Raw genomic sequence first — 24,372 nt, forward strand, 5'->3', positions numbered from 1 at the left:
TTATGCAGGATAAGAGGATAGTGATATGAGGATCCATTATAGAAAAATAGAGCAAGGCGTGCAGCTGGTGCGTCTTTGGGGGCAGGAAGGGACAGTCAAGGTGCCGGAGAGTATAGCGGGGGAGCCGATTGTGGAAATCGCGCCATATGCGTTTTCGGCACGGAAGGACTGTGAAGATTTAGATGTCTTGATTTGGGAGGACGAATCATGTGAGGAGTATATTTTCGGGGATGATTTATCCATATTATGTGGGGAGAATATTCAGGAGATACATCTGCCTGAATATGTACGGAAAATCGGTAACTACGCGTTTTATGGCTGTAGGAATCTAAGACTGTTTCATGCCACGGACAGGCTTGTTTCAATGGGGAGCGGTGTGTTTACCGGCTGCAGGCTTTCCGAGGTCCAGATTGATTTTTATGACGGAGAGCAGTCCTGCCTTAAGGAAATACTTACAGAAATACGCTATGAGGTGAGGGCGGTGTTGTGCTGCCATGGCGATAAGAATGCTGTGGCGAAGGTATTGTTCCCGGAGTATTATGCGGATGCGGTGGAAAATACGCCTGCAAGAATCGTAGAGACCCATTATTATGGTTCGGGCGGAGATTACAGGGAGTGTTTTTATAGAAAACAATTAGATTTTGAAAAATATGACAGTATGTTTATTTTGTCTCAGGCGCGGGATGAGATAAGCGCGACTGCGTCGCTGGCTGTAGGCAGGCTTCTATATCCTTACAGGCTGTCGGACAGTGCGAAGGCGGTGTATCAAGAGTATCTTAGGACTCACATGGCAGAACTTGTGGCCGTTTGGCTGGAGACGCTCAGGGAAGAAAGCGCGGCCATACTGGATTACTGCTGCCGGGAGCATTTGTTTACGGAACAGACGCTGGAGGCCGCCCTGCATACAGCTATGGAGCACGGACAGGCCGAGATAGCCGGAATTTTGATGGACGAGCGGCGCAGACTGGGTGTCAGGAGAAAGAAGGTATTTGAGTTATAAACATTTTGCGGCGGGCAGGAGGACAGGCAGACGTGGGAAATAAAGAGACAGAAGAAAAAATAGAACAAGTAGGCAGGCAGATTTTAATGCTGGCAAGAAACGAGCTGTATCTTCGCATGCGTTTTATGGATGTGGCCCTCTCAAGCTTTGCGTATGTGCGTGACGATTCTGTAGATTTGGCGGCCACCGATGGGTTCTGCATTTACTATCGTCCGTCCCAGCTTGGGGGACTCTTCAGGGAGAGCAGGGTGAAGGTCAACCGGCTCTATCTTCACATGGTGCTTCACTGCCTTTTCCGGCACATGCTCCGAAGGAATGGAAGGGAAGAGAGCCGTTGGAATCTAGCCTGCGATATTACGGTTGAGTCTGTCATAGATGAATGGAGCTTGAGCAGTATCCGGAGTCCCCAGTCTTGGCTGAGGCAGAAGACGTACCGCAGGCTGAAAGAGGGCAATCCGGTGTTGACCGCGGAGCGGGTCTACCGTGCGCTGGAGGCGTGGGAGCTTGCAGAGAGGGAGTTTCTTGCGCTGTCCGGGGAATTCGTGGTGGATGACCATAAGTACTGGGCCAAGGATGAGGAGAAGGATAAAAAGAGTGAGCTGAACCAAAAGTGGCAGGATATCAGTGAAGAGATGCAGACGGACATGGAAACGTTCTCGCAGGAGGCTTCTTCGTCCACGGGACATTTTCTCAAGCAGGTTCAAGTGGAAAACGCAGACAGATATGATTATAGAAAGTTTTTGAGGAAGTTCGCGGTCTTAAAAGAGGAGATGTCGGTGGATGAGGATACGTTCGACTATGTATTTTACACGTACGGCCTCCAGCTTTATGGCAACATGCCTCTCGTGGAGCCGCAGGAGTGGAAAGAAGTTTCAAAGGTAGAGGATTTTGTCATCGTCATAGACACCTCCATGTCCTGCTCTGGGGATTTGGTGAAAAAGTTTCTCGAGGAGACATACAGTATCTTGCGTGAGAATGAGAGCTTTTTCCAAAAAGTTAATATCCATATTCTTCAATGTGATGAGGAGGTACAGATGGATAGGAAGATAACGAATCAAAGGGAATTGAAGGAATATATGGACAATCTGGAACTTGTGGGGGAGGGCGGCACGGATTTCCGGCCGGCATTCGCTTATATTAACAGCCTGATAGAGGCGGGGCAATTTTCCAGACTGAAGGGTGTTATATATTTTACGGACGGTCAGGGCGTTTTCCCTGCGCAGAAGCCGGCTTATGAGACGGCCTTTGTATTTATGAGAGAGAACTATGAAGAGGTGGATGTACCGCCATGGGCGATGAAACTGATTATAGAGGAAGAGGAGATTGAGAGATATGGACATTAAGCGTGCAAAGAAGGAGATTAAGGATTCTATCGAGGCATATTTGCACAAGGATGTATTTGGAGAGTATATGATTCCGGCCATTAATCAGAGGCCTATTCTGCTCATGGGGCCTCCCGGAGTGGGGAAGACCCAGATTATGGAGCAGATTGCAAGGGAGTGTAAAATAGGACTGGTGGCATATACGATAACCCATCATACCCGGCAGAGCGCCATCGGCCTTCCTTTTATTGAAAAGAAGGAATTTGGGGGCAGCCTGTATTCAGTGACCGAATATACTATGAGTGAAATCATAGCTTCGGTATATGAGAAGATAGAAGAGAGCGGACACAAGGAAGGGATTTTATTTATCGATGAAATTAATTGTGTCTCGGAGACATTGGCTCCCACCATGCTTCAGTTTTTGCAATGTAAGATGTTCGGCAATCAGCGTGTGCCGTCGGGGTGGATAATCGTGGCGGCAGGCAATCCGCCGGAGTATAACAAGTCTGTGCGGGAGTTTGATGTAGTTACGCTGGACAGAATCAAGAAGATTGACATAGAAGCCGATTTTGAGGTGTGGAAGGAATATGCTTATCAGGCCGAAGTGCATCCGGCAGTGATTTCCTATCTAGATATTAAAAGGGACTATTTTTACAAGATAGAGACTACGGTAGACGGTAAGCTGTTCGCCACGGCCAGAGGCTGGGAGGACTTGTCCAGACTGATTAAAGTCTATGAGAAGCTGGGGAAGAAAGTGGACAGGGATGTAGTCTATCAGTATATTCAGCATTGGAAGATCGCGAAGGATTTCGCTAATTATCTGGAGCTGTATACTAAGTATAAGAAAGACTATGGTCTGGAGCGCATTCTGGCGGGGCAGAATGATGAGAGTACGCTTGAAAAAATAAAATTTGCCGCCTTTGATGAACGACTCAGCGTGGTGAGCCTGCTCCTTGGCAGGCTGGGCGAGATGATGAAGGATTCTTATGCGTGCGACCGCTATGTCACGGAGATTTACGGTTATATGAAACAGTATAAGGAAATGCTCGGGGACATTGAGTGGGAGGGGATGGACGAAAAGCTTTACGCCAACGGCGGAGTCATGAAAACTATTTACCGGCAGGCGGCGGCTGACTTGGAGGAGACAAAGCGGAAAGAAGAGCTGAGCCGACAAGAAAGGGGTATGAAAGAGCGGGTAGTCCACACTTTGGAGACATACTGGAAGCATTTGAAGGAACACCGCCTTTCAGGAGAAGCCGGTTTCGAAGAGATAAAGAAGCTGTTCGCCAAGGAGACGGAAAACAGAGAAGTGTTGATTGAGAATGCCGCCCGAGCCCTTGACGCGGCCTTTGATTTTATGGAAGATGCCTTTGGAGAAGGGCAGGAGATGGTTGTCTTTATTACGGAGCTGAACACAAACTTCTATAGTGTACAATTTCTAAAAGACAATGACTGCGATAAATATTACAAATATAATAAGGGACTGCTTCTCGATGAGCGGAGAAAGAGATTTTGGATCAAATGGATGAAATTGAATCTGAAGTTGAGAGAAAGCTTATGTAGACACCCACGGCGGTTTTTTGAATATACTGATAGTAAGTATGCTGCCGAATGCAGGTGAATCTATGAGAAGCCGCAAAAGAGAGAGGGAGGTTGTACTCCCGGATATGCAGCCGGGGACATACCGGCTTTTGTATCCACTCAGACTGAGAAAGGGCGCTGGTTTGAATTATGACTGCCGGACGGCAAAAAAAATGAAAACTGACGGTACACTTCCTGCCGGAACGATTGTCAAGATAGACGAAATTAAATATTTGAGCGTGTCTGTTTGGGGAAGGTCCGATGATGGATGGCTGTGCCTTTATATGAGCCACACACCTTATGTGATGTAAGGGGGACGGGTCCCAACGCGTTGGGACCCGTCCCCCTCTACAATTCAGGAAATATTCATACAACTATTGCCCTTAATCTACCAATTGTAGTTCGTACAGTTTTTTATACAAACCATTCTGACGCAGCAGCTGTTGATGGGAGCCGGATTCTTCGATGCGCCCTTTGTGCATGACCATAATCTTGTCTGCATGCTGAATGGTGGAGAGTCTGTGTGCGACCATGATCGTGGTGCGTCCTTCCATGAGTTTTTCCAGCGCGGAGGTGATGAGGCTTTCTGTCTCGGTATCGATATTTGCAGTCGCTTCATCCAGAACAAGAATGGCGGGGTTATATGCCAGAGTTCTGGCGAAGGAGAGAAGCTGGCGCTGGCCTGCGGAGAGGGTGCTTCCTCTTTCCGTGACTGGCGCATTGTATCCGCCGGGCATTTGAGTGATGAAGGAATCCGCGTTGACAACTTGGGCCGCTCTTTTAACTTCTTCTATGGAAATGGCATCGTTGTTCAGTGTGATGTTGCTTTTTATATCTCCGGTGAAAATAAATACATCCTGCTGGACCTGACCGATGGCGCGTCTCAGGACATCTGTGTCTATAGAACGGATATCCACGCCGTCAATGAGGATTTCACCTTTTTGTATATCGAAATAGCGGCCAATCAGATTTAAAATCGAGGTTTTGCCGGCCCCGGTTGCTCCGACAAACGCTGCCTTTTCTCCGGGTTCAATCACGAAGCTAACATCTTTTAAAATGTAGTCATCCTTTTCATAGGCAAACCAGACGTACCTGAATTCGATACGGCCTTTTATAGAGACGTCAATAGGGCGCACTGGGGACACGATTTCCGGTTCGACGTCGAGGATGGAAAATATTTTATCCGCGGACGCCAGAGAGGACTGCAGTGTGCCGAACTGCTCGGCCAGTTCTTGAATAGGTTCAAAGAAGGAACTGATATAGGTGATAAATACAAAAAGTGTACCGAGGGACAAGGTGTTGCCAAGCACAGACAAACTTCCGGTTCCGATAACGATAACCATTGCCAGCACGGAGACAAGATAGATGGAAGGGCGGAAGATGGCAAATGTCATGACCTCCCTCCAGTTAGCTCGATACAATTCCCAGGATTTCTGCTTAAACTCTTGATATTTCACCTCTTCTCTGGCAAATATCTGTATCAGCTTCATTCCTGATATATGTTCTGACAAGAAGGTATTGATTTCGGTGATTTTCGTTCTGGTCAGCTGATAGGCTTTTCTGGATAGAAAGCGGAAGAAGAAGGTGAGTACCGTTACCAGTGGCAGGAGAAGAAAGGAAACTCCGGCCATGCGCACATCAATAGAAAGCATGATGACAGCGTAACCTAAAATTTTGACGATGTTTTTAAACAGTTTTACTAATATGGTAGAAAACAACTCATTGACGGCCTCGGTATCATTGGAGACACGGGTCACTAATTTCCCCACAGGGGTGTTGTTGAAAAAGTTTAGCGAAAGGCTGTGAATGTGGGTAAATACTTCCTCTCTCATCTGATAGACAATCTTTTGTCCCATTTTCTGAAGCATCCATGTGTCAAGGGCATTCAAAACAAAACCGATGAGAAGAAGGGAAAGGAAGAGGCCGGCGGCTTTCAAGATGCCTACAAAGTCGTAATGGCGCAATTCTTTCAATTCATTTTTCGTGAGCTTTGAAGCACCGTTTTCTACATATGTTTTTGACAGCGCGTTGTCTCCGGCTGAAAGCTGCTCACATTCTTTGGCAGTGAGTTCTTCGGCCATATAATATTCATCCTGATAGAGCAGGATTTGATAGTAGGCCTCACCGTTTTTTAAAGCACCACGGGTCTTCGTAAGCCACTGTCCCCGGTACTTCACCGCTTCGGGTGCAGAGGGGGAGGCAGTCTGATAGGGGTGGTAGTAGCCGTTGATATTGTCGTCGATTGCGTCGCCGATAATAATTGGGCGGTATAATTCCACGACGATGATAAGAAGCACCAGAAGGGTAGCCCCCGTCATTACCCATTTATGCGGTTTTAGATAGGCGAGTAATCGTTTCATAGACTGTCACTTCCTTCCAACTGCTGTTTTTCGAAAATGTCCCGGTAAATTCCGTTTATTTCCATTAACTCTGCATGACTGCCAATCTCTTTTGCCTCCCCGTTGTCCAGAACCATAATAATATCGGCATTCTGTATGGTGGAAATGCGGTGGGCGATCAATATGGTCGTCTTGTTTTTGCGGTTTTCTTTTAAATTTTTCAGGATATGCTCTTCGGTGTCTGTGTCCACAGCGGATAATGCGTCATCCATAATTAAGATGGGCGCGTCTTTAATCAGGGCTCTGGCAATGGAGCTGCGCTGTTTCTGGCCGCCGGAGAGGGTGACGCCGCGCTCGCCCACGATGGTCTCATAGCCATCCGGGAAAGCGGTGATATTATCGTGGACGCAGGACAGGCGGGCAGCCCTCGTGATAGCCTCCATATCCTCGTCCTCCGCGCCAAAAGCGATGTTGGCTTTCAAGGTATTTGAAAATAGGAAATTGTCTTGGGGGACATAGGCAATGTTTTCACGTAGCACTTTTAAGGGGATACTGTTGATATCCCGCCCGTCAATCAAGAGCATGCCCGGCTTCGTGTTATATAAGTGGAGCAGAAGATTCACCAAAGTGGACTTGCCGTTTCCGGTGCGCCCCACAATCGCGAGCGTAGTACCCACAGGGACGTGAAGCGTAATATCTTTGAGCGTTGGTTCGGTATGCCCTCTGTGGATAAACGTGAGATGGGAAAAATCAATCTCGCCTTTGATTTCGTCCACATCAGCCACATCGTGGCGGTCGAAAATTTCTGGTTCTTCGTTAAATACCGTCTGAATCCGCTCCAGAGACGCACCACCCTGCGAAAACATGTTAATCGCTTCCCCGCATGCAAGCATGGGCCAGACGAGCATATTAATATATTGGTTGAACGCGACAAAGCGTCCCAGAGAAATGGAGCCGGTCAGCGCTAAGTATCCGCCGTATATGAGGGTAATCAGACTGGAGAGGCCGATTACGACATCCAAGAGCGGCATCACGACAGCCTGCAGTTTGATGACGTGCAGGTTTTTATCCATAGCATGTTTGTTGGCCTTCGCAAATGCATAGCGCTCCGCCTTTTCCCGGACAAACGCTTTAATGACACGGACGCCGGAGAAGCTTTCCTGAACAAAATCCGTAAAATCCGAGACGGCGGCCTGTCGTTCCAGATAACGCTTGTGTATCATTTCCCCGTAATAAAGTTCCCCCACACAGATGAAGAACATAGGAATAACGGCCAAGAGTGTCAACTGTACATTCACATAATACATCATCTGGCAGATAATCATGATTGTCATGACGACCGCGTCGAAAATACAGATGACAGCCGGACCGATAGAGAGCCGGACTGCATTTAAGTCACTGGTGAATCTGGTCATCAAATCCCCTGTTTTATGCTCATTGTAGTACTCCACGCTCATTTTTTCCAAATGGGCAAACATATCGTTGCGCAGTTCGTATTCGATGGAACGTGAGGCCCCGAACAGGAAATAGCGCCAAAGGAAACGCCCCACCGCCAGAGTTAGGCCTAGAAGGAAAATAAAAATCAGGCAGCGCTTAACACCCTCCCAGTCCATCGTACGTGCGGTCAGCCCGTCGGTAATCGTACCCGTCAGTCTCGGAATAAACAAATTAGCAAAATCCACAATGAATAAAGTGATAATTCCCGCCAGATATTTCTTTTTATGTTTTTTTATGTAATGGAAAATAAATTGAAATGTATGCATACCCACCTCCAAAAGGTCCCCCAAGGGTTGTCACTTTATTTTATAACAGAAGTGAAAAAGCTTCAAGACTATTTGGAGCTAATTGTCAGATTATATTCAGAATTGTAGAGGGGGACAGGTCCCAACGCGTTGGGACCTGTCCCCTTTGAAGATTTAATCTATTTCAGCCATTTTCATTGCGCGAACTTTCAACGGCAGTCCGAAGAGGGTAATAAATCCGGATGCATCGTTGTGGTCGTACAATTCACCTGTTGTGAAGCTGGCCAGTGATTCGCTGTACAGTGAGTAAGGAGAAGTTGTTCCGGCTTTGATGATATTTCCTTTGTAAAGCTTGAATTTCACTTCACCTGTTACATATTCCTGTGTAGATTCTACGAATGCCTGAATGGCTTCGCGGAGTGGTGTGAACCATTTTCCTTCGTAAACGATCTGAGCAAATTTGTTGCCCATATCTTTTTTGACTTCCATGGTGGCACGGTCGAGTACGAGTTCTTCCAGCTGATCGTGTGCTTCCATTAAAATGGTTCCGCCGGGTGTTTCGTATACGCCGCGGGACTTCATGCCTACTACACGGTTCTCCACGATGTCAATGATTCCTACACCGTGTTTGCCGCCAAGTGCGTTAAGCTTGCGGATAATATCGGCTACTTTCATTTTTTCACCGTTGATGCTTGTGGGAACTCCTTTTTCAAATGTCATGGTCACGTATTCCCCTTCGTCCGGAGCCTGTTCCGGTGTGACGCCGAGTACGAGCACGTTGCTGTAATCCGGCTCATTGGCAGGGTCTTCCAGCTCTAAGCCCTCGTGGCTGATATGCCATAAGTTACGGTCACGGCTGTAGCTGTGGCTTGCGTCGAAAGGCAGGTCGATGCCGTGGGCCTTACAATATTCGATTTCGTCTTCACGGGACTGCATGGTCCAGACGTCTGTCATTCTCCACGGAGCGATAATCTTTAAATCCGGGGCAAGAGCTTTGATGCCGAGCTCAAAACGAATTTGGTCATTTCCTTTACCGGTAGCGCCGTGGCAGATAGCGGTAGCGCCTTCCTTGCGGGCGATTTCCACCAGCTTTGCCGCAATGCCCGGGCGGGCCATAGATGTTCCCAGCAAATATTTGTTTTCATAAACAGCGCCGGCCTGAACGCAGGGTACAATGTAATTTTCACAAAAATCATCGGTAATATCTTCTATGTATAATTTAGAAGCACCGGATAATTTAGCTCTCTCTTCCAATCCGTCCAGTTCCTCTTCCTGTCCGCAGTCGATGCAGCAGCAGATAACTTCGTAATCAAAATTTTCCTTTAACCATGGGATGATTGCGGTAGTATCAAGACCACCGGAATATGCTAAAATAACTTTTTCTTTCATTGCTATATGCCTCCTAAAATATTTCGTTCGTAATTTACAAAAATTACTATACACCACTTTTTATAATTATGCAATATAAAAATGAAAAAAGTTTTAAATATGCATTAAAAATGAAAAAATATGCACTAATGATGAATAAAATACAACAAAAGAATAAAACGATGAAGCTTCTGATGTGGCTTTACGGTGATTTTACGATGACTTTATGAGTGGATAATATTAGTATGATAGGCTGTGCTGTGACTAAAGTAATGTAACAAAATGAAGGAGGGCAATATGAGAACAAGACAATTGATAAGTATAGTGCTGGCTGCAGGGATTCTGATTTCCAATACGGGAGCCTTGAGCCCGAAAGTGAAGGCGGCGGAAAATAAGCCGGAAGCGCTTACACAGGAAAAAGTGGACAAGGAGAATAATAAGTATAATAATAACGAAAATGCTGTGATTGAATTCATCAGCATGTCGGATACCCATGTGGCGAGCTATGAATCAAAAAAGTGGGCATTTGAAAATATTGGAGCATGGTCTGAGAAGATTGGGTTTTCAGCAGATACTGTTATGGTGGACGGGGATATAGAGGCAAACGAGCGGGAGGAATCACCGGGAAACAGTGTGAGGTTTTATACAGCGGTAGAAGAGCTCTTTGAAGAAACGTTCGGGCAGCTGCCGGTACAGTTTGCCACTGGTAATCATGACATACAGAAAAATATGGAACAGGTATTTGACGATGCTGGACAGAATGAGTACTGGCATTACCGATCCAAAACAGGAAACCGCTATAACAATTATCATTTAAAAATAAATGGCATTGACTTTATTACGCTTGATTACCATAGTGCCGGTACCTATAATACATTTTTGAAAGATACATTACAAAGCATAAGCAGGGAAGAAGATTATGATTCCAGTAAGCCGATTTTCATTCAGATACACAGTGGCCTTTCCGGCACCACGACGGGAAGCTATCAGGACTGCGGAAATACGGCGGCATACTTGCAGAAAACGTTGACGGAATGGCCGCAGGCAGTGGTCATGACAGCCCATTCTCACTACAGCGCAGAGGTAGAGACGGGAATCTATCAGAAGAACTTTACTGTTGTAAATAACGGCTCCATGGACTATGTGGAAGTAGACAGTACAAATGGCATAGAAAATGAAGTTGTCAACTGGGTACAGGGTAATCTGGAAGATAAGCGTAACGAATTAACTTGCAATTATGTCACAGTTCAGGAGGATGGTACCACGATAATCAGACGGTTCGACGTGACCAATAAGCGCTGGATGGGAATTCCATGGGTGATTGATACCAGTGCGGGCAAAGAAGGATTCCGCTACACTGCAGAAAAGTACAATAAAGTATCTCCATGGTTTGAAAATAATGATATGACAGTGGACCAGATAGGGGAGACGACAGCGAATCTGACTTTTGGACAGGCCGCAGATGACCAGCTGGTTGAGTACTACAAGATCACAGTACGCGATTTCCTCACCAATGAGGAGGCAGCATATAAGGTTCTGCCTGAAAATGCAGACTATGCAGGAAATGCGGATTATGAATCACCAAAGGGTATGACAGGAAGCTTTAAGGCATATTCCAGATATTATCTGCGTCCCTATCCGGAGCAGATGAAATTTTATTTTTCTGGCTTACAGCAAAACACGCGGTACCGTATTCTTGTGCAGGCATATGATTCTTTTGGCAATGCATCCAAGGTGCAGGACATTGTGTTCAAAACGGAGGGTGTGACGGAAGTACTGCCGGATACTTTGCCGGAAACAATCGAAAATGGCAAGTTTTTGGATATGAGTTTTGACAACAGCGATTTGACAGACAGCGAAGGGCAGGTTCAGGGAGAGGCTGCAGGAAATGTAACTTACGAAAAAGGAATGAAAGGTAAAGCAGCCCATGTGCCTGCGGGAAACCGTAATTATATCAGCTTAGGGCAAAATCCAAATATGAATTTGGAGAACGGAGGAAGCCTTACAATTAATTTCTGGGTGAATTCTAAAAGTACCAGCGGTGACGCTGCCGTTATTAGTAACAAGAACTGGAACAGCGGAAAGAATCGGGGATGGTATGTAGGATACCGGCTTAGTAATTTGAATTCAATCGGCGTCAATGCGGCCGACGGAAGCAACAGAATTGATTTTGATGGATATTCTGGATTTTCAAGTAACTGGAAGATGGTCACAATTTTATTTGACAGAGAAAATAAAGTGAGCAAGATTTATATTGACGGGAGAGAAAGTTCACAGAAGGATATGTCAGCAATAGGAGAATTGTCCACAGATTATCCGGTAAAAATTGGTGTTGATGGAAACGGCGGCAATGGAAATGCAGATTTTCTCATGGATGAACTTCAGATGTGGGGAAGAGTGCTGACAGATGAAGAGATTTTCGCAATGTACGGCACTATGGTTTACGAAGAAGATACAACGGATTACGGAGAAAAGCTGCAGGAGCTTTTGAAAGAAGCAGAGACTGTCATTGCAGAGTACGAAAGCGGAATTGAAGGCGTTTACTTCGATGAGAAAACAGCTGTACGGTTGTATGAAGAAATAGCGGTTGCAAAAAATGCACAGACGAAAGAGGAAATGCAAGTTTCCTGTGCAGAATTGAGCTATTTGATTGAGAAGATGAGGACGGAGAGCACTTGGAATGCAATCGACAAGAGCGGATTTACCGTAGAAGCGTGCGATAGCTGGCATGGGGATCATGATGAAAACGATTATGGAACAACCCGTCTATATGCACCGGAGCAGGCGATTGACGGAAATAATAATACGGCATGGCATACAAACTGGAGTGCAGGCAATGGTGGGGCGGCGGCATATCCATTTCCACACTATATCATTATTGATATGAAGGAAGACTACTCTTTAAGTGGAATTGAACGACTTGGAAGAGAAAACCGGGACTATATCAAGAATTTTATTGTCGAGATATCAGATAATATGGAAGCACTAATATCCGGAAGCGGAGAGATCCAAAGGGCAGAGGGAAGCTTTGCGGATAAGACGGATGCATTTGCTGCATTTGGAAAATCCATGACTGGAAGGTATATAAAAGTTGCTATGCTGGATACATATCTGTCACAGGAAGAAGGCTCCGAAGGAAAGCAATGGGCATATACGGCGGAACTTAATTTTACCGGTCATAAGATTGCTGATGAGAGAAAGATTACGGCTGTGGCTGATGCAAATGGAAAAATTAGTCCTTCAGAGATGACGGTATTGGCTGGAGCAGAGGCAAAGTTTACGCTGATACCCAATGAGGGATACAAAGTAAAAGAGGTGATTGTTGCCGGGGAAAATGGGCCGAAAGCGTATACGCTTGCAGAGAATCTACTTACAATCGGTAATGTAGAAGAAGATTTGTCCGTAGCAGTTAGATATGAAGCTAAGGAAACGGTAACGCCGGCAGACAAATCCCAGCTGAGCAGCGCAATCGCGGCGGCGCAGTATATCCTTGACAGGAAGGAGAACTATCAGGCCGCAACACTGGAAGGACTTGCAGAAGCATTGGAATCAGCTCGTTTGACGGCAGAAAATCCAGAAGCATTACAGGAAGAAATCAATCAAAAAACGGCGGTTTTGGAAAAAGAAATAGCAGAGGTAAGACCGTTGAATGAAGAAGGAAATCCGGGAGACAATGTAGGCGATAAGACAGATGGAAACAGTGCCGGAGCGAATGATAGTGGGAGGGCAGGTGGTGGAACAGACGATACACAAAAAACATCAGCTGTTGAAACTGGGGATACAAGAGAGGCGGTATGGATAGGTTTGGCTTTGTTTATTTCAGGAACATTGGCAGCAGGATTTTGGAAAAAAAGAAAAAAGGGGCTTGACATTTGACCATAGTTAAGTAAAATAGTAAAAAAAGAAACTGTATCAAAGTAGCGCGGCGAAGGAGTGAAAAGGATGAGCTTTATGTTTGACATAATAAATTGCTATTGTATGACGGATTTGGAATACCGCTGGAAAGACATATGTGCTTCATCCGCTCATGAGCTGCGTGTTTCCCGCAGTATTCTTTTGGTGCCGTGCCGACCGTGTCCCTTCGGGGTATACTAGGACGAATTGAATACGGACGGGGAACGGGTATCGTTGTACTTCATAGATAATTTGTAAAAGGTAAAAGTATAGCTATATACGTTTACCTTTTTTTGTTGAAAAATATTTATGGAGGTATATGAAAAATGGAAGCAAGAGAAGCCTTGAGAGGCAAAAAAAGAATTGTAATAAAAGTGGGTACATCCACTGTGACCTATGAAAAAACGGGTTATATCAATTTGGAAAAGATGGAAAAGTTCGTTCGAATTTTGATTAATCTTAGAAATCAGGGGAAGGAAGTCATTGTAGTTTCCTCCGGAGCAGTAGGCATCGGTAAGAATGTATTAGGGATAGAAGGGCGTCCGAAAGGTTCTGTTAAGCAGGCCTGTGCAGCGGTGGGACAGGGCAGGCTTATGATGATATACGAAAAGTTTTTTGCAGAGTACAGTCAATTGACAGCACAGGTTCTACTGACCAGAGAGTCGGTCTATAATGAGACGTGCAGAAGACATGCAAAAAAGACGTTTGAGGAACTGCTGGCCATGAATGTGGTCCCGATAGTCAATGCCAATGATGCAATTACCGTCGATGAGGACAGCTATGGAAATTTTGGAGATAACGACACCATGTCGGCGGATGTGGCGGCGCTTGTGGGGGCGGACTTACTGATTATGATGTCTGACATAGAGGGACTTTATACCGATGACCCAAAACTGAATGCGAAGGCACGCTTTGTCCATACAGTTTACCAGATTGACGAGAGACTGGAGCGGATGGGGAAGGGGGCCGGCAGTGAACTTGGAACAGGCGGCATGACGACCAAGATTGAGGCGGCCAGAACAGCAGTGGCAGCGGGGACTGATATGGTGTTAGCCAATGGGGATAATATTTATATTATCAATGACATCATGGCAGGGAAACGGATTGGAACATTATTTGTGTCCGGCGGCGTCGAAAATGAAAATGAGATGGCTCCTGAGAAGGAAACATACCGTGGGATAGCACGTCACCAGAGAAAAATGGAAATACAGAAAAGTGCAGCAGGGGGGCGGTAGCTATGATGACACTTATGGAAATTGGGAAAAAGGCAAAGCGGGCAGAGAAGCGGACGGCGTTCTTGCGAGCGGAAGAAAAAAACAGAGGACTTTTTCGTGCTGCGGAAGAACTGGTAAGGAAATCAGCATATATAATAGAAGAAAATAGAAAAGATATTACCAACGCACATATAAGAAATATAAGCGAACCCTTGATAGACCGCCTGACATTGGATACGGGCAGGATTGAAGCCATGGCCGAGGGACTGCGGCAGATTGCATTACTTCAGGATCCTGTCGGGGAGACGCTTGCCGCAAAGGTTAGGCCTAACGGGCTTCGGATTGGGAAGAGAAGAGTTCCGTTGGGAGTAGTGGGAATCATCTATGAATCTCGTCCAAATGTGACGGCAGACGCATTCGGATTGTGCTTTAAAACTGGAAATGTAGTAATTCTAAGAGGAGGAAGTGATTCCTACAATTCGAACAAGGCAATTTCAGATATCATACGGAGCGCACTTGCCGTGGAGGGACTGCCGCAGGATGCCCTGCTTTTTGTGGAGGATACGGGAAGGGAGGCTGTCAGAGAACTGATGCGTATGAATGAGTACGTAGATGTGCTGATTCCGAGAGGCGGAGGTGGACTGATACGCACCGTTACGCAGAACAGTACAGTGCCGGTCATTGAGACGGGGACGGGAAATTGTCATATCTATGTGGATGAATTTGCAGATATGAAAATGGCGGTAGACATTATTGAAAATGCGAAGACTCAAAGGCTTGGCGTATGCAATGCCTGCGAGTCATTAGTGATACACGAAAAGGCAGCGGAAAAAGCAATACCGGCTATCTGTGAAAGGCTGCTGGCAAAAAATGTGGAGATACGCGGTGATGAGAGTGCACAGGCGCTGGACAGACGAATTTTGAAAGCTACGGATGAGGACTGGGGCACAGAATATCTGGACGCAGTTATCTCTGTGAAAGTGGTAGATTCTATTGAGGAAGCAGTGGAACATATCAATAAGTATAACACGGGTCATTCGGAATCCATTATCACGAAAGATTATGAAAACGCCCTTTATTTTCAAGAGCGTATTGATGCGGCGGCAGTCTATGTCAATGCATCTACACGTTTTACAGACGGTTTTGAGTTCGGATTTGGAGCGGAAATCGGTATAAGTACTCAGAAGCTGCATGCCAGAGGGCCTATGGGTCTGGAGGCACTGACCTCCACAAAATATGTAATATTTGGAAATGGGCAGATAAGAGACTGAGGATTCAGTCTCTTATCTTTTGGCATAAGAAACTGCAGTCTTTATATCACGAAAGCTCTCCGGAGACGCATAATTTTATACGTTTAGATATACGGAAAAATCTAGTTTATGCAAGAAAAAACAGAAAACATACAAAAATACTTGAATAATATACAATAATGATGTATACTTATGCAAACATTTAACAATGAAGGACAAAAACAGGAGTGTAAAATAGGATTTCCACAATAGAAACTCTTTACTTTAAAAGATATTAGGTTTATAGTATTTATGATTATGCCCATATTTAGGGCATGTATGAAAGGAAGGATTGCATGATTAGAGCAGGAATTATCGGATCGACCGGATATGCCGGAGGCGAGCTGGTCAGAATTTTGACAAGACATAAGGACGTAGAAATCAAATGGTTCGGCTCCAGAAGCTACATAGACCAGAAATACGCATCCGTTTACCAGAATATGTTTCAGATTGTAGACGCCGTATGCATGGATGATAATATGGATGAGCTTGCCGGGCAGGTAGATGTGATTTTTACCGCGACGCCTCAGGGGCTATGCGCATCACTTGTGAATGAAGAAATACTTTCTAAAGTAAAGATTATAGATTTGAGTGCAGATTTTCGTATCAAGGATGTGGCGACTTATGAGAACTGGTACGGCATTTCGCACAAGAGTCCTCAGTTTATCGAGGAAGCGGTTTACGGACTCTGTGAGATTAATAGAGAAGACGTGAAGAAGGCAAGGCTTATCGCCAATCCGGGATGTTATACGACCTGTTCTATCCTGACGGCATATCCTCTGGCAAAAGAAGGGCTGATTGATATGAGTACCTTGATTATTGACGCAAAATCAGGAACCTCCGGTGCAGGCAGGGGGGCCAAGGTGCCCAATCTTTACTGTGAGGTGAACGAGAATATCAAGGCTTACGGTGTGGCGACGCACAGACATACACCGGAAATTGAAGAGCAGCTTGGATACGCTTCCGGGGAAGAGGTGGTGCTCAATTTTACACCTCATCTGGTGCCGATGAACCGAGGAATCTTGGCTACAGAGTATGCAAAACTCACGAGAGAAGTTTCCTATGAAGAGGTGAAGGCTGTTTATGATAAATATTATGCAGATGAAAAGTTTGTCCGTGTTCTGGATAAAGATGTCTGCCCCGAGACCAAGTGGGTGGAGGGAAGCAATTATGTAGATATTGGCTTTAAGATTGACACGAGGACCAATCGCATCATCATGATGGGGGCCATTGATAATTTAGTGAAAGGTGCGGCAGGGCAGGCAGTTCAGAATATGAATCTGGCTTTTGGGTTACCAGAGGACGAAGGACTCAATTTGGTGCCCATGTTCCCGTAGGCGGTGAAGACAGATGATACGAGAGATGACGATTGACGATTACGAAGAAGTATACACACTCTGGAAGAAAATCAAAGGCTTCGGACTGCGGAGCATCGACGATTCCAGAGAAGGAGTCGACCGGTTTCTAAAACGGAATCCCACCAGCAGCGTTGTGGCAGAGGAAGACGGCAAGATAGTAGGCAGCATCCTGTGCGGGCACGACGGGCGAAGAGGATGTTTCTATCACGTATGCGTGGACAAAGATTACCGGAGACGCGGGATAGGTAAAAATATGGTAGTTTTTGCAATGGAAGCACTGCGCAGAGAAAAAATCAACAAAGTATCCCTGATAGCGTTTACAAAGAACGATGTAGGAAACGCATTCTGGAATACCATAGGCTGGACACAGAGATTAGATTTGAACTATTACGATTTTACTTTAAATAAAGAAAACATAACGGCATTTAACGAACAATAAATAGTCACGCAATTCTCAGAATTGTAGAGGGGGACGGGTCCGAACGCGTTGGGACCTGTCCCCAACGGAGAAAGGAGCATATTATGAAGATTATAAATGGTGGTGTTACGGCACCGAAGGGATTTGAGGCGGCAGCGACGGCTGCGAAGATTAAGTATCAGGACAGGACGGATATGGCGATGATTTACAGTCAGGTGCCATGTGAATGTGCGGGCACTTTTACGACGAATGTGGTGAAAGCGGCCTGTGTGAAATGGGACCAGCAGGTGGTGAACAGCGGTGTGAAGGCGCAGGCGGTGATTGTGAATTCTGGGATTGCCAATGCCTGTACGGGCGCAGAGGGCTTTGGTTACTGTAAGGACACTGCGGCAGCGGCTGCGGAGGCTCTGGACATTTCTGCCGATGGAGTTCTGATTGGCTCTACCGGGGTCATAGGAAAGCAGCTTCCGATTGACCGGATTACGGCTGGCGTGAAGGTTTTGGCAGGGAAGAAGAATGATACGACGGAAAATGGTACTGAGGCGGCCCGGGCGATTATGACTACCGATACGTTTGAAAAGCAGCTTGCGGTGGAAATCGAAGTGGGTGGCAAGACGGTTACGATTGGCGGCATGGCCAAGGGCTCTGGCATGATTCACCCGAATATGTGCACGATGCTGAGTTTTGTGACGACGGATGCTGTTATCACAAAAGAGGCGCTGCAGAAGGCGCTCAGCGATGACGTGGACGACACATACAATATGATTTCCGTCGACGGGGACACCTCCACCAACGATACCGTGGTCGTTCTGGCGAACGGCATGGCGGGAAATGAGGAGATTACCGTGGATTCGGAGAGCTATCCGGTATTTGCTTCCGCGCTCCATGAAATCAACGAGTATCTGGCAAAGAAAATCGCAGGCGACGGCGAGGGGGCCACTGCCCTGTTCGAAGTGCAGGTGGTTGGCGCGGATACGAAGAAAACTGCAAAAGTGCTGGCAAAATCTATCGTCTGCTCCAATCTGACGAAGACTGCAATCGCAGGACACGATGCCAATTGGGGACGGATTTTGTGCGCGATGGGATATTCGGGAGCACAGTTCGACCCGGAGAAGGTAGATTTGTATTTTGAGAGCAAGGCAGGGAAGATTCAGATTATAGAAAACGGTACCGCGGTGGACTACAGCGAGGAGAAGGCCACAGAGATTCTCTCCCAGCCAGAAGTAAAAGCGGTGGCCGACGTGAAAATGGGAACCGAAGAGGCGACGGCATGGGGCTGCGACTTGACTCACGGCTATATTGACATCAACGCAGATTACAGAAGTTAATGCCGGCAACACGCATGTTATAAAGGAAGGGAAAAATATGAATCAGAATATGCAGAAATATCTGGACAAAGCAGAAGTGCTGATAGAGGCGCTCCCATATATCCAGCGCTTTAACCGGAAAATTATTGTTGTAAAATACGGCGGAAGCGCCATGATTGACGAAGAGCTGCAGAAAAATGTTATCAAAGATGTGACACTGCTGAAGCTGACCGGATTCAAGCCGATTATTGTGCACGGAGGCGGAAAAGAAATCAGCCGCTGGGTAGGCAAGGTAGGAATGGAGCCGAAATTCATCAACGGGCTGCGGGTGACCGACGAGGACACGATGGAAGTGGCCGAGATGGTTCTCAATAAGGTAAATAAAGGCCTTGTCCGCATGGTAGAAGAACTGGGCGTGCGAGCCATCGGCATCAGCGGAAAGGACGGCGCACTGCTGCGCGTCGACAAAAAGTATTCCGACGGAGAAGACATCGGCTACGTGGGAAATATTAAGTCCGTCAACGCAGATATTCTCTTCGACTTGCTGGAAAAAGATTTCCTCCCCATCGTCTGCCCTATCGGTTTGGACGACGACTACAATACATACAACATAAATGCAGACGATGCCGCATACGCGATCGCAAAGGCAGTGCACGCAGAAAAACTGGCATTTCTCTCGGACATCGAAGGCGTTTACCGCAATTACGAAGACAAAGACTCGCTCATCTCCGAGCTGACAGTTGCAGATGCCCGCAGCCTTATCGAGGACGGAAGCATCAACGGCGGCATGATTCCGAAGATACAGAACTGCATAGGAGCTATCGAAAACGGAGTTTCCAGAGTTCATATTCTGGACGGAAGAATTCCCCACTGCTTACTCCTTGAGATATTTACAAAGAAAGGCATCGGTACGGCCATTCTCCATAATGAGGATGACATGTAGAAGACGGAAAGAAGGGATTTATATGGAAAATAAATACATACACGATACAGAAGACGCTCTCTTGAAGACTTACAACCGTTTTCCCGTCGTGGTGGAGCACGGCGAAGGGGTCTATGTGTATGATACGGAAGGAAAAAAATATCTGGACTTTACAGCTGGGATTGCAGTATGCTCACTGGGATACAGCAACGAGGAGTATAAAAATGCCTTGAAGAGCCAGATCGACAAGATCATGCACACGTCGAACCTCTATTACAATACTGCCTGTGGCGAGGCGGCAGAGGCGCTCAAGGACATTTGCGGCATGGATAAAGTTTTCTTTACCAACAGTGGCACGGAGGCAAATGAAGGCGCCCTAAAAGCGGCCAGAAAATACGCTTACGCAAAAAAATCCGGACGGTACGAATTTATTGCCATGGAACATGCATTTCACGGAAGAACCATAGGAGCAGTGTCCGTCACGGGACATAAAGAATACCGGGAACCCTTTGAACCGATGATGGCAGGCGTGTCCTTCGCGGAATTCAATAATCTGGACAGCGTAAAAGCACTTGTGACAGATAAGACCTGCGCCATTATTGTGGAGCCGATTCAGGGAGAGGGCGGCATCAACCCGGCGGAACCAGAATTTTTGGAAGGGCTGAGAACGCTCTGCGACGAAAATGACATGCTGCTCATCTTTGACGAGATTCAATGCGGGATGGGAAGAAGCGGTTCCTATTTTGCATGGCAGGGGTATGGCGTGAAGCCGGATATTTTGACGATGGCCAAAGCGATAGGGAACGGAATCCCCGTGGGGGCATTCGCCATGACGGCGAAGGTGGCAGAGCATTCGCTGAAGCCCGGAGACCACGGCACTACTTATGGCGGAAATCCGCTGGCCTGCGCTGCGGTGGCAAAGACCATTGAGATATTCAAAAAAGAAAAACTTGTGGAGCATGTAAATGAAATCGCTCCCTACGTGAAGGAAAAGCTGGAGGAAATCGTACAGACCGGCGGCTGTGCCGTGAAGGCAAAGGGCAAGGGGCTGATACAAGGACTTCAGATAACAAAGCCCGTCTCAGAAGTATCGGCAAAGGCACTGGAAGAAGGTCTTTTGGTAATCAGCGCCGGAAGCGATGTGCTGCGCATTATTCCACCTCTTATTATAGAAAAAGAGCATGTGGATGAGATGGCGGAAAAATTAAAAAAAGCATTGGCATAACAGGTATAATAACCCAGCTGCAGGGCATACTCTTAACATAAAAGTTTGGAGGAATATAAGGCATGGCTGGGTTTTTTATTGCCCTGATTTCGGGGGCGCTTATGAGTGTACAGGGAGTTTTTAATACACAGGTCACAAAGACGACGGGAATGTGGGTGAGCAATGCTTGGGTGCAGCTGAGCGCATTTGCCCTCTGCCTCGTGATGTGGTTCATTATGGGAAGGGACAGCATTGCGGCAATCGGCAAAGTGGAGCCTAAATATGTGCTGCTTGGAGGCGTGATAGGCGCGGGAATCACATGGACTGTCATCAAGAGCATGTCTCAGCTGGGACCGGCGAAGGCGGCGCTTTTAATTGTCATTGCGCAGTTGATCGTGGCTTACGTGATTGAGCTTCTGGGACTGTTCGGTGTGGATAAGCAGCCGCTTGAATGGCGCAAGGTAGGCGGAATGGCGCTGGCGCTGATCGGCGTGGCAATTTTCCAATGGAAATAGCGGTAATTTTGTAAAATCTGTTGTAAAAGACTCAAAAATCCGATACAATGAAACTGTCTTAGTAATACGCGAGGGGTAACATCCGCGGAAGCGGAGGAGACATGTGTAAGATAAGACGGACATTGTGGTTTGTATGGATTTTTTGGATACTGATATTTATTCTATGTGGCTGCACAAGGCAGGAGGAAGGACTCCGTGAGGTGTCCCTGTCTGAGAACAGTCAAGCCGGGCAGGATGTGGAAAAAGCAGACGGCGGCCCGGAGGATGAAAAGACGGAAACAGAGAGAAACGGCGAAGAGGCTCAGACGCAAGGTCAGGAGCCTTCTATTATTTGTGTCTATGTGTGTGGCCAAGTAGCGCGCGCAGGGGTCTACGAGCTGGAGTCAGGGGATAGAATAGTTGACGCCATAGAAGCGGCAGGCGGCATGACGGAAGAAGCGGCGGCCGACTGGCTGAATCAGGCGGAACTGCTCAGCGATGGGCAGAAGGTATACGTGCCCGACCGGGAAGAGGCCTTGAGCATGGAAGATATGCCGGCCGGTGGCGGGGCGGAGGGGGAAGCTTCGGCGGAGACCGAGGGAAAGGTGAACCTTAACACAGCCTCCAAAGAAGAACTGATGACACTTGCCGGGATAGGCGAGACAAGGGCAGAGAGTATCCTCGCATACCGCAGGGAACACGGAAAATTCCAGAGTATCGAAGAGATACAGCAGGTAGAGGGAATCAAGAGCGGTATATACAGCCGCATTAAAGATAAGATTATGATATAAGGGAGAGAAAGAATGAGCAGGAAAGTATTGGTAGTGGACGATGAAAAATTGATTGTAAAAGGGATTCGTTTCAGTCTGGAGCAGGATGATATGGAAGTGGACTGCGCTTACGACGGAGAAGAAGCACTTGAGATGGCAAAACGGAAGGCGTATGATATTATACTTCTGGATGTGATGCTCCCAAAGATTGAGGGGTTTGATGTCTGCCGCCAGATCAGGGAATTTTCAGATGTCCCCATTGTCATGCTGACTGCGAAAGGCGAGGATATGGACAAGATTCTTGGACTGGAATACGGAGCAGATGATTACATAACTAAGCCGTTCAATATTCTGGAAGTCAAAGCGCGGATAAAAGCGATCATGAGACGGACAAGCAAAAAAGAAGTGAGCGCGCCGGTAACGAAGGTGATTACCAAAGGGGAACTGAAAATCGACTGTGAGAGCCGCAGAGTGTTCTCCGGAGACCGGGAGCTGAATCTTACCGCTAAGGAGTTCGACTTGCTGGAACTTCTTGCCACCAATCCCAACAAGGTCTACAGCAGGGAAAATCTACTCAATATTGTGTGGGGCTATGAGTATCCGGGCGACGCAAGGACGGTGGACGTACATATCCGCCGGCTCAGAGAGAAGATCGAGGTAAATCCGAGTGACCCGAAGTATGTATACACAAAGTGGGGAGTTGGTTATTATTTCAGGGGTTAAAATAAAATTACGGCCAAAGTTTTTAAAAAGTATGCAGCTGCGCATCGTTGTACTTTTGAGCTTGTTCGCGATAGTTTCCAGCGTACTATTGAAGGGACTGGTGCTGAAGAATTCGGAACAGCGCTCCGTGCAGACGCGCACGGCAGACATTCAGAATCAATGTACGATTCTATGTAATCAGCTTGTGAGCTCTAATTATCTTGCGGACACACAGTCTGAAGTCGTAAATGCCGAATTAACACAATTGTCAAACATCTACAACGGCAGAGTGGTGGTAATCAACGACGAGTTCCGTATAATTAAAGATACATACAATCTTCAGGAAGGCAAGACCATTGTCTCTGAGGAGGTTGTGAAATGTTTCAAAGGAAAACAGATTACTAATTATGATGCAAAAAGCCGCTATATAGAGGTCGCTACGCCAATCGTGAATCCGGAAAGCATGCAGGTGGCGGGAATGATGCTTGTGAGCGTCTCCACGGACACTATAAGGGACAGCGTCATGGTGCTTCGGGGAAAGGCCGATATAGCGCAGGCCACCATCATCATCATCTTTATCATCCTTGCGGTATTCATCGGCATGCTTCTTGTACGTCCGCTGAAAAGGATGACTCGTTCTATCGATGAGATGACGGAGGGATATGGTGAAAATTATTTGCATGAAGACGCTTACAATGAAACAAAACAAATTTCGGATGCATTCAATAAGCTGTGGGACCGCTATAAAGTGCTGGACGCATCCCGAGAGGAGTTTGTGGCAAATGTGTCCCATGAATTAAAGACGCCCCTTACGTCCATGAAAGTGCTGGCCGATTCCCTTTTGGCACAGCCTGAGGCTCCGGTGGAGCTTTATCAGGAGTTCATGGGTGATTTGTCGCAGGAAATCGAGCGGGAGAACAAGATTATCAATGATCTGCTCTCACTTGTCAAGCTGGACAAGCGGGGGGCAAACTTAAACATTAAAAGTGAAAATATTAATGAACTGGTAGAGCGGATATTGAAAAGGCTTCGGCCGCTGGCTGCCACAAGGAATATTGAGCTTGTATTTGAGAGCTTTCGAACGGTAAGTGCAGAGGTGGATGAGGTGAAACTGTCTCTGGCGGTCACGAATCTGGTGGAGAACGCTGTAAAGTACAATAAAGAAGATGGCTGGGTCCATGTGGCCCTGAATGCAGATCACAAGTATTTCTACTTGAAGGTTGCAGACTCAGGAATCGGAATCCCAAAAGAGGAGACGGAACATATATTTGAACGCTTTTACCGGGTGGACAAATCCCATTCCAGAGAGATCGGCGGTACAGGACTCGGCCTTGCCATTGCCAGAAATGCGGTGGTCATGCACCGTGGGGCAATCAAGGTATATAGTGAGCCGGGAGAAGGAACTACATTTACTGTAAGAATTCCACTCACCTATATATCCCAATAGA

General features: G+C 46.7%; 18 protein-coding genes and 1 pseudogene. 16 read left to right on the forward strand and 3 right to left on the reverse strand.

Going from position 1 to position 24,372, the window contains the following annotated elements; translation table 11 throughout:
• Nucleotides 1–25: 25 nt before the first annotated feature.
• From BN6465_RS02495 to BN6465_RS02510, 4 genes and pseudogenes are all read left to right on the forward strand, one after another.
• Nucleotides 26–1,000: a leucine-rich repeat protein gene (locus BN6465_RS02495; RefSeq protein WP_066731399.1), complete on the forward strand. Its 975-nt coding sequence runs from the start codon at nt 26–28 to the stop codon at nt 998–1,000.
• A gap of 86 nt (nt 1,001–1,086) precedes the next feature.
• A complete protein-coding gene (locus tag BN6465_RS02500) occupies nt 1,087–2,343 on the forward strand; it encodes a vWA domain-containing protein (protein ID WP_066732726.1) in 1,257 nt (418 codons plus the stop codon).
• Nucleotides 2,333–3,885, forward strand: a pseudogene (locus tag BN6465_RS02505) (AAA family ATPase). Before BN6465_RS02500 ends, BN6465_RS02505 begins: the two are co-directional and overlap by 11 nt.
• A 17-nt stretch (nt 3,886–3,902) precedes the next feature.
• Nucleotides 3,903–4,214: a hypothetical protein gene (locus tag BN6465_RS02510; protein WP_227183678.1), complete on the forward strand. Its 312-nt coding sequence runs from the start codon at nt 3,903–3,905 to the stop codon at nt 4,212–4,214.
• A gap of 72 nt (nt 4,215–4,286) precedes the next feature.
• Here the strand turns inward: BN6465_RS02510 and BN6465_RS02515 are convergent, their stop codons facing one another.
• The 3 genes from BN6465_RS02515 to BN6465_RS02525 form a co-directional block, all read right to left on the reverse strand.
• Nucleotides 4,287–6,263 carry an ABC transporter ATP-binding protein gene (locus BN6465_RS02515; protein WP_066731402.1) on the reverse strand — a complete coding sequence of 659 codons (1,977 nt, stop codon included), beginning with the start codon at nt 6,261–6,263 and terminating at the stop codon, nt 4,287–4,289.
• On the reverse strand, nt 6,260–8,005 hold the full coding sequence (locus BN6465_RS02520) for an ABC transporter ATP-binding protein (RefSeq protein ID WP_066731404.1): 1,746 nt from the start codon (nt 8,003–8,005) through the stop codon (nt 6,260–6,262). The genes BN6465_RS02515 and BN6465_RS02520 overlap by 4 nt, the downstream gene beginning before the upstream one ends.
• A gap of 153 nt (nt 8,006–8,158) precedes the next feature.
• Nucleotides 8,159–9,373, reverse strand: a complete 1,215-nt coding sequence (locus tag BN6465_RS02525) for an argininosuccinate synthase (protein WP_066731406.1) — start codon at nt 9,371–9,373, stop codon at nt 8,159–8,161.
• A gap of 276 nt (nt 9,374–9,649) precedes the next feature.
• On the opposite strand from BN6465_RS02525, the gene BN6465_RS02530 reads away from it, so the two are divergent.
• The 12 genes from BN6465_RS02530 to BN6465_RS02585 all read left to right on the forward strand — a co-directional run bounded on the left by BN6465_RS02530 (nt 9,650) and on the right by BN6465_RS02585 (nt 24,371).
• Nucleotides 9,650–13,228, forward strand: coding sequence for a LamG-like jellyroll fold domain-containing protein (locus tag BN6465_RS02530; RefSeq protein ID WP_066731408.1), 3,579 nt, complete (start codon nt 9,650–9,652; stop codon nt 13,226–13,228).
• Nucleotides 13,229–13,572: 344 nt separating this feature from the next.
• Nucleotides 13,573–14,481: a glutamate 5-kinase gene (gene proB, locus BN6465_RS02535; protein WP_066731409.1), complete on the forward strand. Its 909-nt coding sequence runs from the start codon at nt 13,573–13,575 to the stop codon at nt 14,479–14,481.
• 2 nt (nt 14,482–14,483) lie between these two features.
• On the forward strand, nt 14,484–15,731 hold the full coding sequence (locus BN6465_RS02540) for a glutamate-5-semialdehyde dehydrogenase (protein WP_066731410.1): 1,248 nt from the start codon (nt 14,484–14,486) through the stop codon (nt 15,729–15,731).
• A gap of 314 nt (nt 15,732–16,045) precedes the next feature.
• Nucleotides 16,046–17,086 carry an N-acetyl-gamma-glutamyl-phosphate reductase gene (gene argC, locus BN6465_RS02545; protein ID WP_066731411.1) on the forward strand — a complete coding sequence of 347 codons (1,041 nt, stop codon included), beginning with the start codon at nt 16,046–16,048 and terminating at the stop codon, nt 17,084–17,086.
• Between the two features lie 13 nt (nt 17,087–17,099).
• A complete protein-coding gene (locus BN6465_RS02550; protein ID WP_066731416.1) occupies nt 17,100–17,546 on the forward strand; it encodes a GNAT family N-acetyltransferase in 447 nt (148 codons plus the stop codon).
• An 83-nt stretch (nt 17,547–17,629) separates the two neighbouring features.
• Nucleotides 17,630–18,853 (forward strand): bifunctional glutamate N-acetyltransferase/amino-acid acetyltransferase ArgJ, encoded by a 1,224-nt coding sequence (gene argJ / locus BN6465_RS02555; protein ID WP_066731418.1) that lies wholly within the window; start codon nt 17,630–17,632, stop codon nt 18,851–18,853.
• 37 nt (nt 18,854–18,890) lie between these two features.
• Nucleotides 18,891–19,775, forward strand: coding sequence for an acetylglutamate kinase (gene argB / locus BN6465_RS02560; RefSeq protein WP_066731420.1), 885 nt, complete (start codon nt 18,891–18,893; stop codon nt 19,773–19,775).
• Between the two features lie 22 nt (nt 19,776–19,797).
• On the forward strand, nt 19,798–20,979 hold the full coding sequence (locus BN6465_RS02565) for an aspartate aminotransferase family protein (protein WP_066731422.1): 1,182 nt from the start codon (nt 19,798–19,800) through the stop codon (nt 20,977–20,979).
• A gap of 62 nt (nt 20,980–21,041) precedes the next feature.
• Entirely contained in the window at nt 21,042–21,473 is a 432-nt protein-coding gene (locus tag BN6465_RS02570) for a DMT family transporter (protein ID WP_066731424.1), read from the forward strand.
• 101 nt (nt 21,474–21,574) lie between these two features.
• Complete coding sequence (locus BN6465_RS02575; protein ID WP_066731426.1) at nt 21,575–22,243, forward strand: ComEA family DNA-binding protein; 669 nt, start codon at nt 21,575–21,577, stop codon at nt 22,241–22,243.
• 12 nt (nt 22,244–22,255) lie between these two features.
• Nucleotides 22,256–22,945, forward strand: coding sequence for a response regulator transcription factor (locus tag BN6465_RS02580; RefSeq protein ID WP_066731428.1), 690 nt, complete (start codon nt 22,256–22,258; stop codon nt 22,943–22,945).
• Complete coding sequence (locus BN6465_RS02585) at nt 22,902–24,371, forward strand: sensor histidine kinase (RefSeq protein ID WP_066731430.1); 1,470 nt, start codon at nt 22,902–22,904, stop codon at nt 24,369–24,371. Before BN6465_RS02580 ends, BN6465_RS02585 begins: the two co-directional genes overlap by 44 nt.
• Nucleotide 24,372: the final 1 nt, after the last annotated feature.

Source organism: Bariatricus massiliensis (assembly GCF_900086725.1).
GTDB lineage: Bacteria > Bacillota > Clostridia > Lachnospirales > Lachnospiraceae > Allocoprococcus > Allocoprococcus massiliensis.

Bases quoted from the DNA above. Each gene is read 5' to 3' on its own strand.
- BN6465_RS02495 (WP_066731399.1), top strand. From the start codon at position 26: ATGAGGATCCATTATAGAAAAATAGAGCAAGGCGTGCAGCTGGTGCGT.
- BN6465_RS02500 (WP_066732726.1), top strand. From the start codon at position 1,087: ATGCTGGCAAGAAACGAGCTGTATCTTCGCATGCGTTTTATGGATGTG.
- BN6465_RS02515 (WP_066731402.1), bottom strand. From the start codon at position 6,263: ATGAAACGATTACTCGCCTATCTAAAACCGCATAAATGGGTAATGACG.
- BN6465_RS02520 (WP_066731404.1), bottom strand. From the start codon at position 8,005: ATGCATACATTTCAATTTATTTTCCATTACATAAAAAAACATAAAAAG.
- BN6465_RS02525 (WP_066731406.1), bottom strand. From the start codon at position 9,373: ATGAAAGAAAAAGTTATTTTAGCATATTCCGGTGGTCTTGATACTACC.
- BN6465_RS02530 (WP_066731408.1), top strand. From the start codon at position 9,650: ATGAGAACAAGACAATTGATAAGTATAGTGCTGGCTGCAGGGATTCTG.
- proB (WP_066731409.1), top strand. From the start codon at position 13,573: ATGGAAGCAAGAGAAGCCTTGAGAGGCAAAAAAAGAATTGTAATAAAA.
- BN6465_RS02540 (WP_066731410.1), top strand. From the start codon at position 14,484: ATGATGACACTTATGGAAATTGGGAAAAAGGCAAAGCGGGCAGAGAAG.
- argC (WP_066731411.1), top strand. From the start codon at position 16,046: ATGATTAGAGCAGGAATTATCGGATCGACCGGATATGCCGGAGGCGAG.
- BN6465_RS02550 (WP_066731416.1), top strand. From the start codon at position 17,100: ATGATACGAGAGATGACGATTGACGATTACGAAGAAGTATACACACTC.
- argJ (WP_066731418.1), top strand. From the start codon at position 17,630: ATGAAGATTATAAATGGTGGTGTTACGGCACCGAAGGGATTTGAGGCG.
- argB (WP_066731420.1), top strand. From the start codon at position 18,891: ATGAATCAGAATATGCAGAAATATCTGGACAAAGCAGAAGTGCTGATA.
- BN6465_RS02565 (WP_066731422.1), top strand. From the start codon at position 19,798: ATGGAAAATAAATACATACACGATACAGAAGACGCTCTCTTGAAGACT.
- BN6465_RS02570 (WP_066731424.1), top strand. From the start codon at position 21,042: ATGGCTGGGTTTTTTATTGCCCTGATTTCGGGGGCGCTTATGAGTGTA.
- BN6465_RS02575 (WP_066731426.1), top strand. From the start codon at position 21,575: ATGTGTAAGATAAGACGGACATTGTGGTTTGTATGGATTTTTTGGATA.
- BN6465_RS02580 (WP_066731428.1), top strand. From the start codon at position 22,256: ATGAGCAGGAAAGTATTGGTAGTGGACGATGAAAAATTGATTGTAAAA.
- BN6465_RS02585 (WP_066731430.1), top strand. From the start codon at position 22,902: ATGTATACACAAAGTGGGGAGTTGGTTATTATTTCAGGGGTTAAAATA.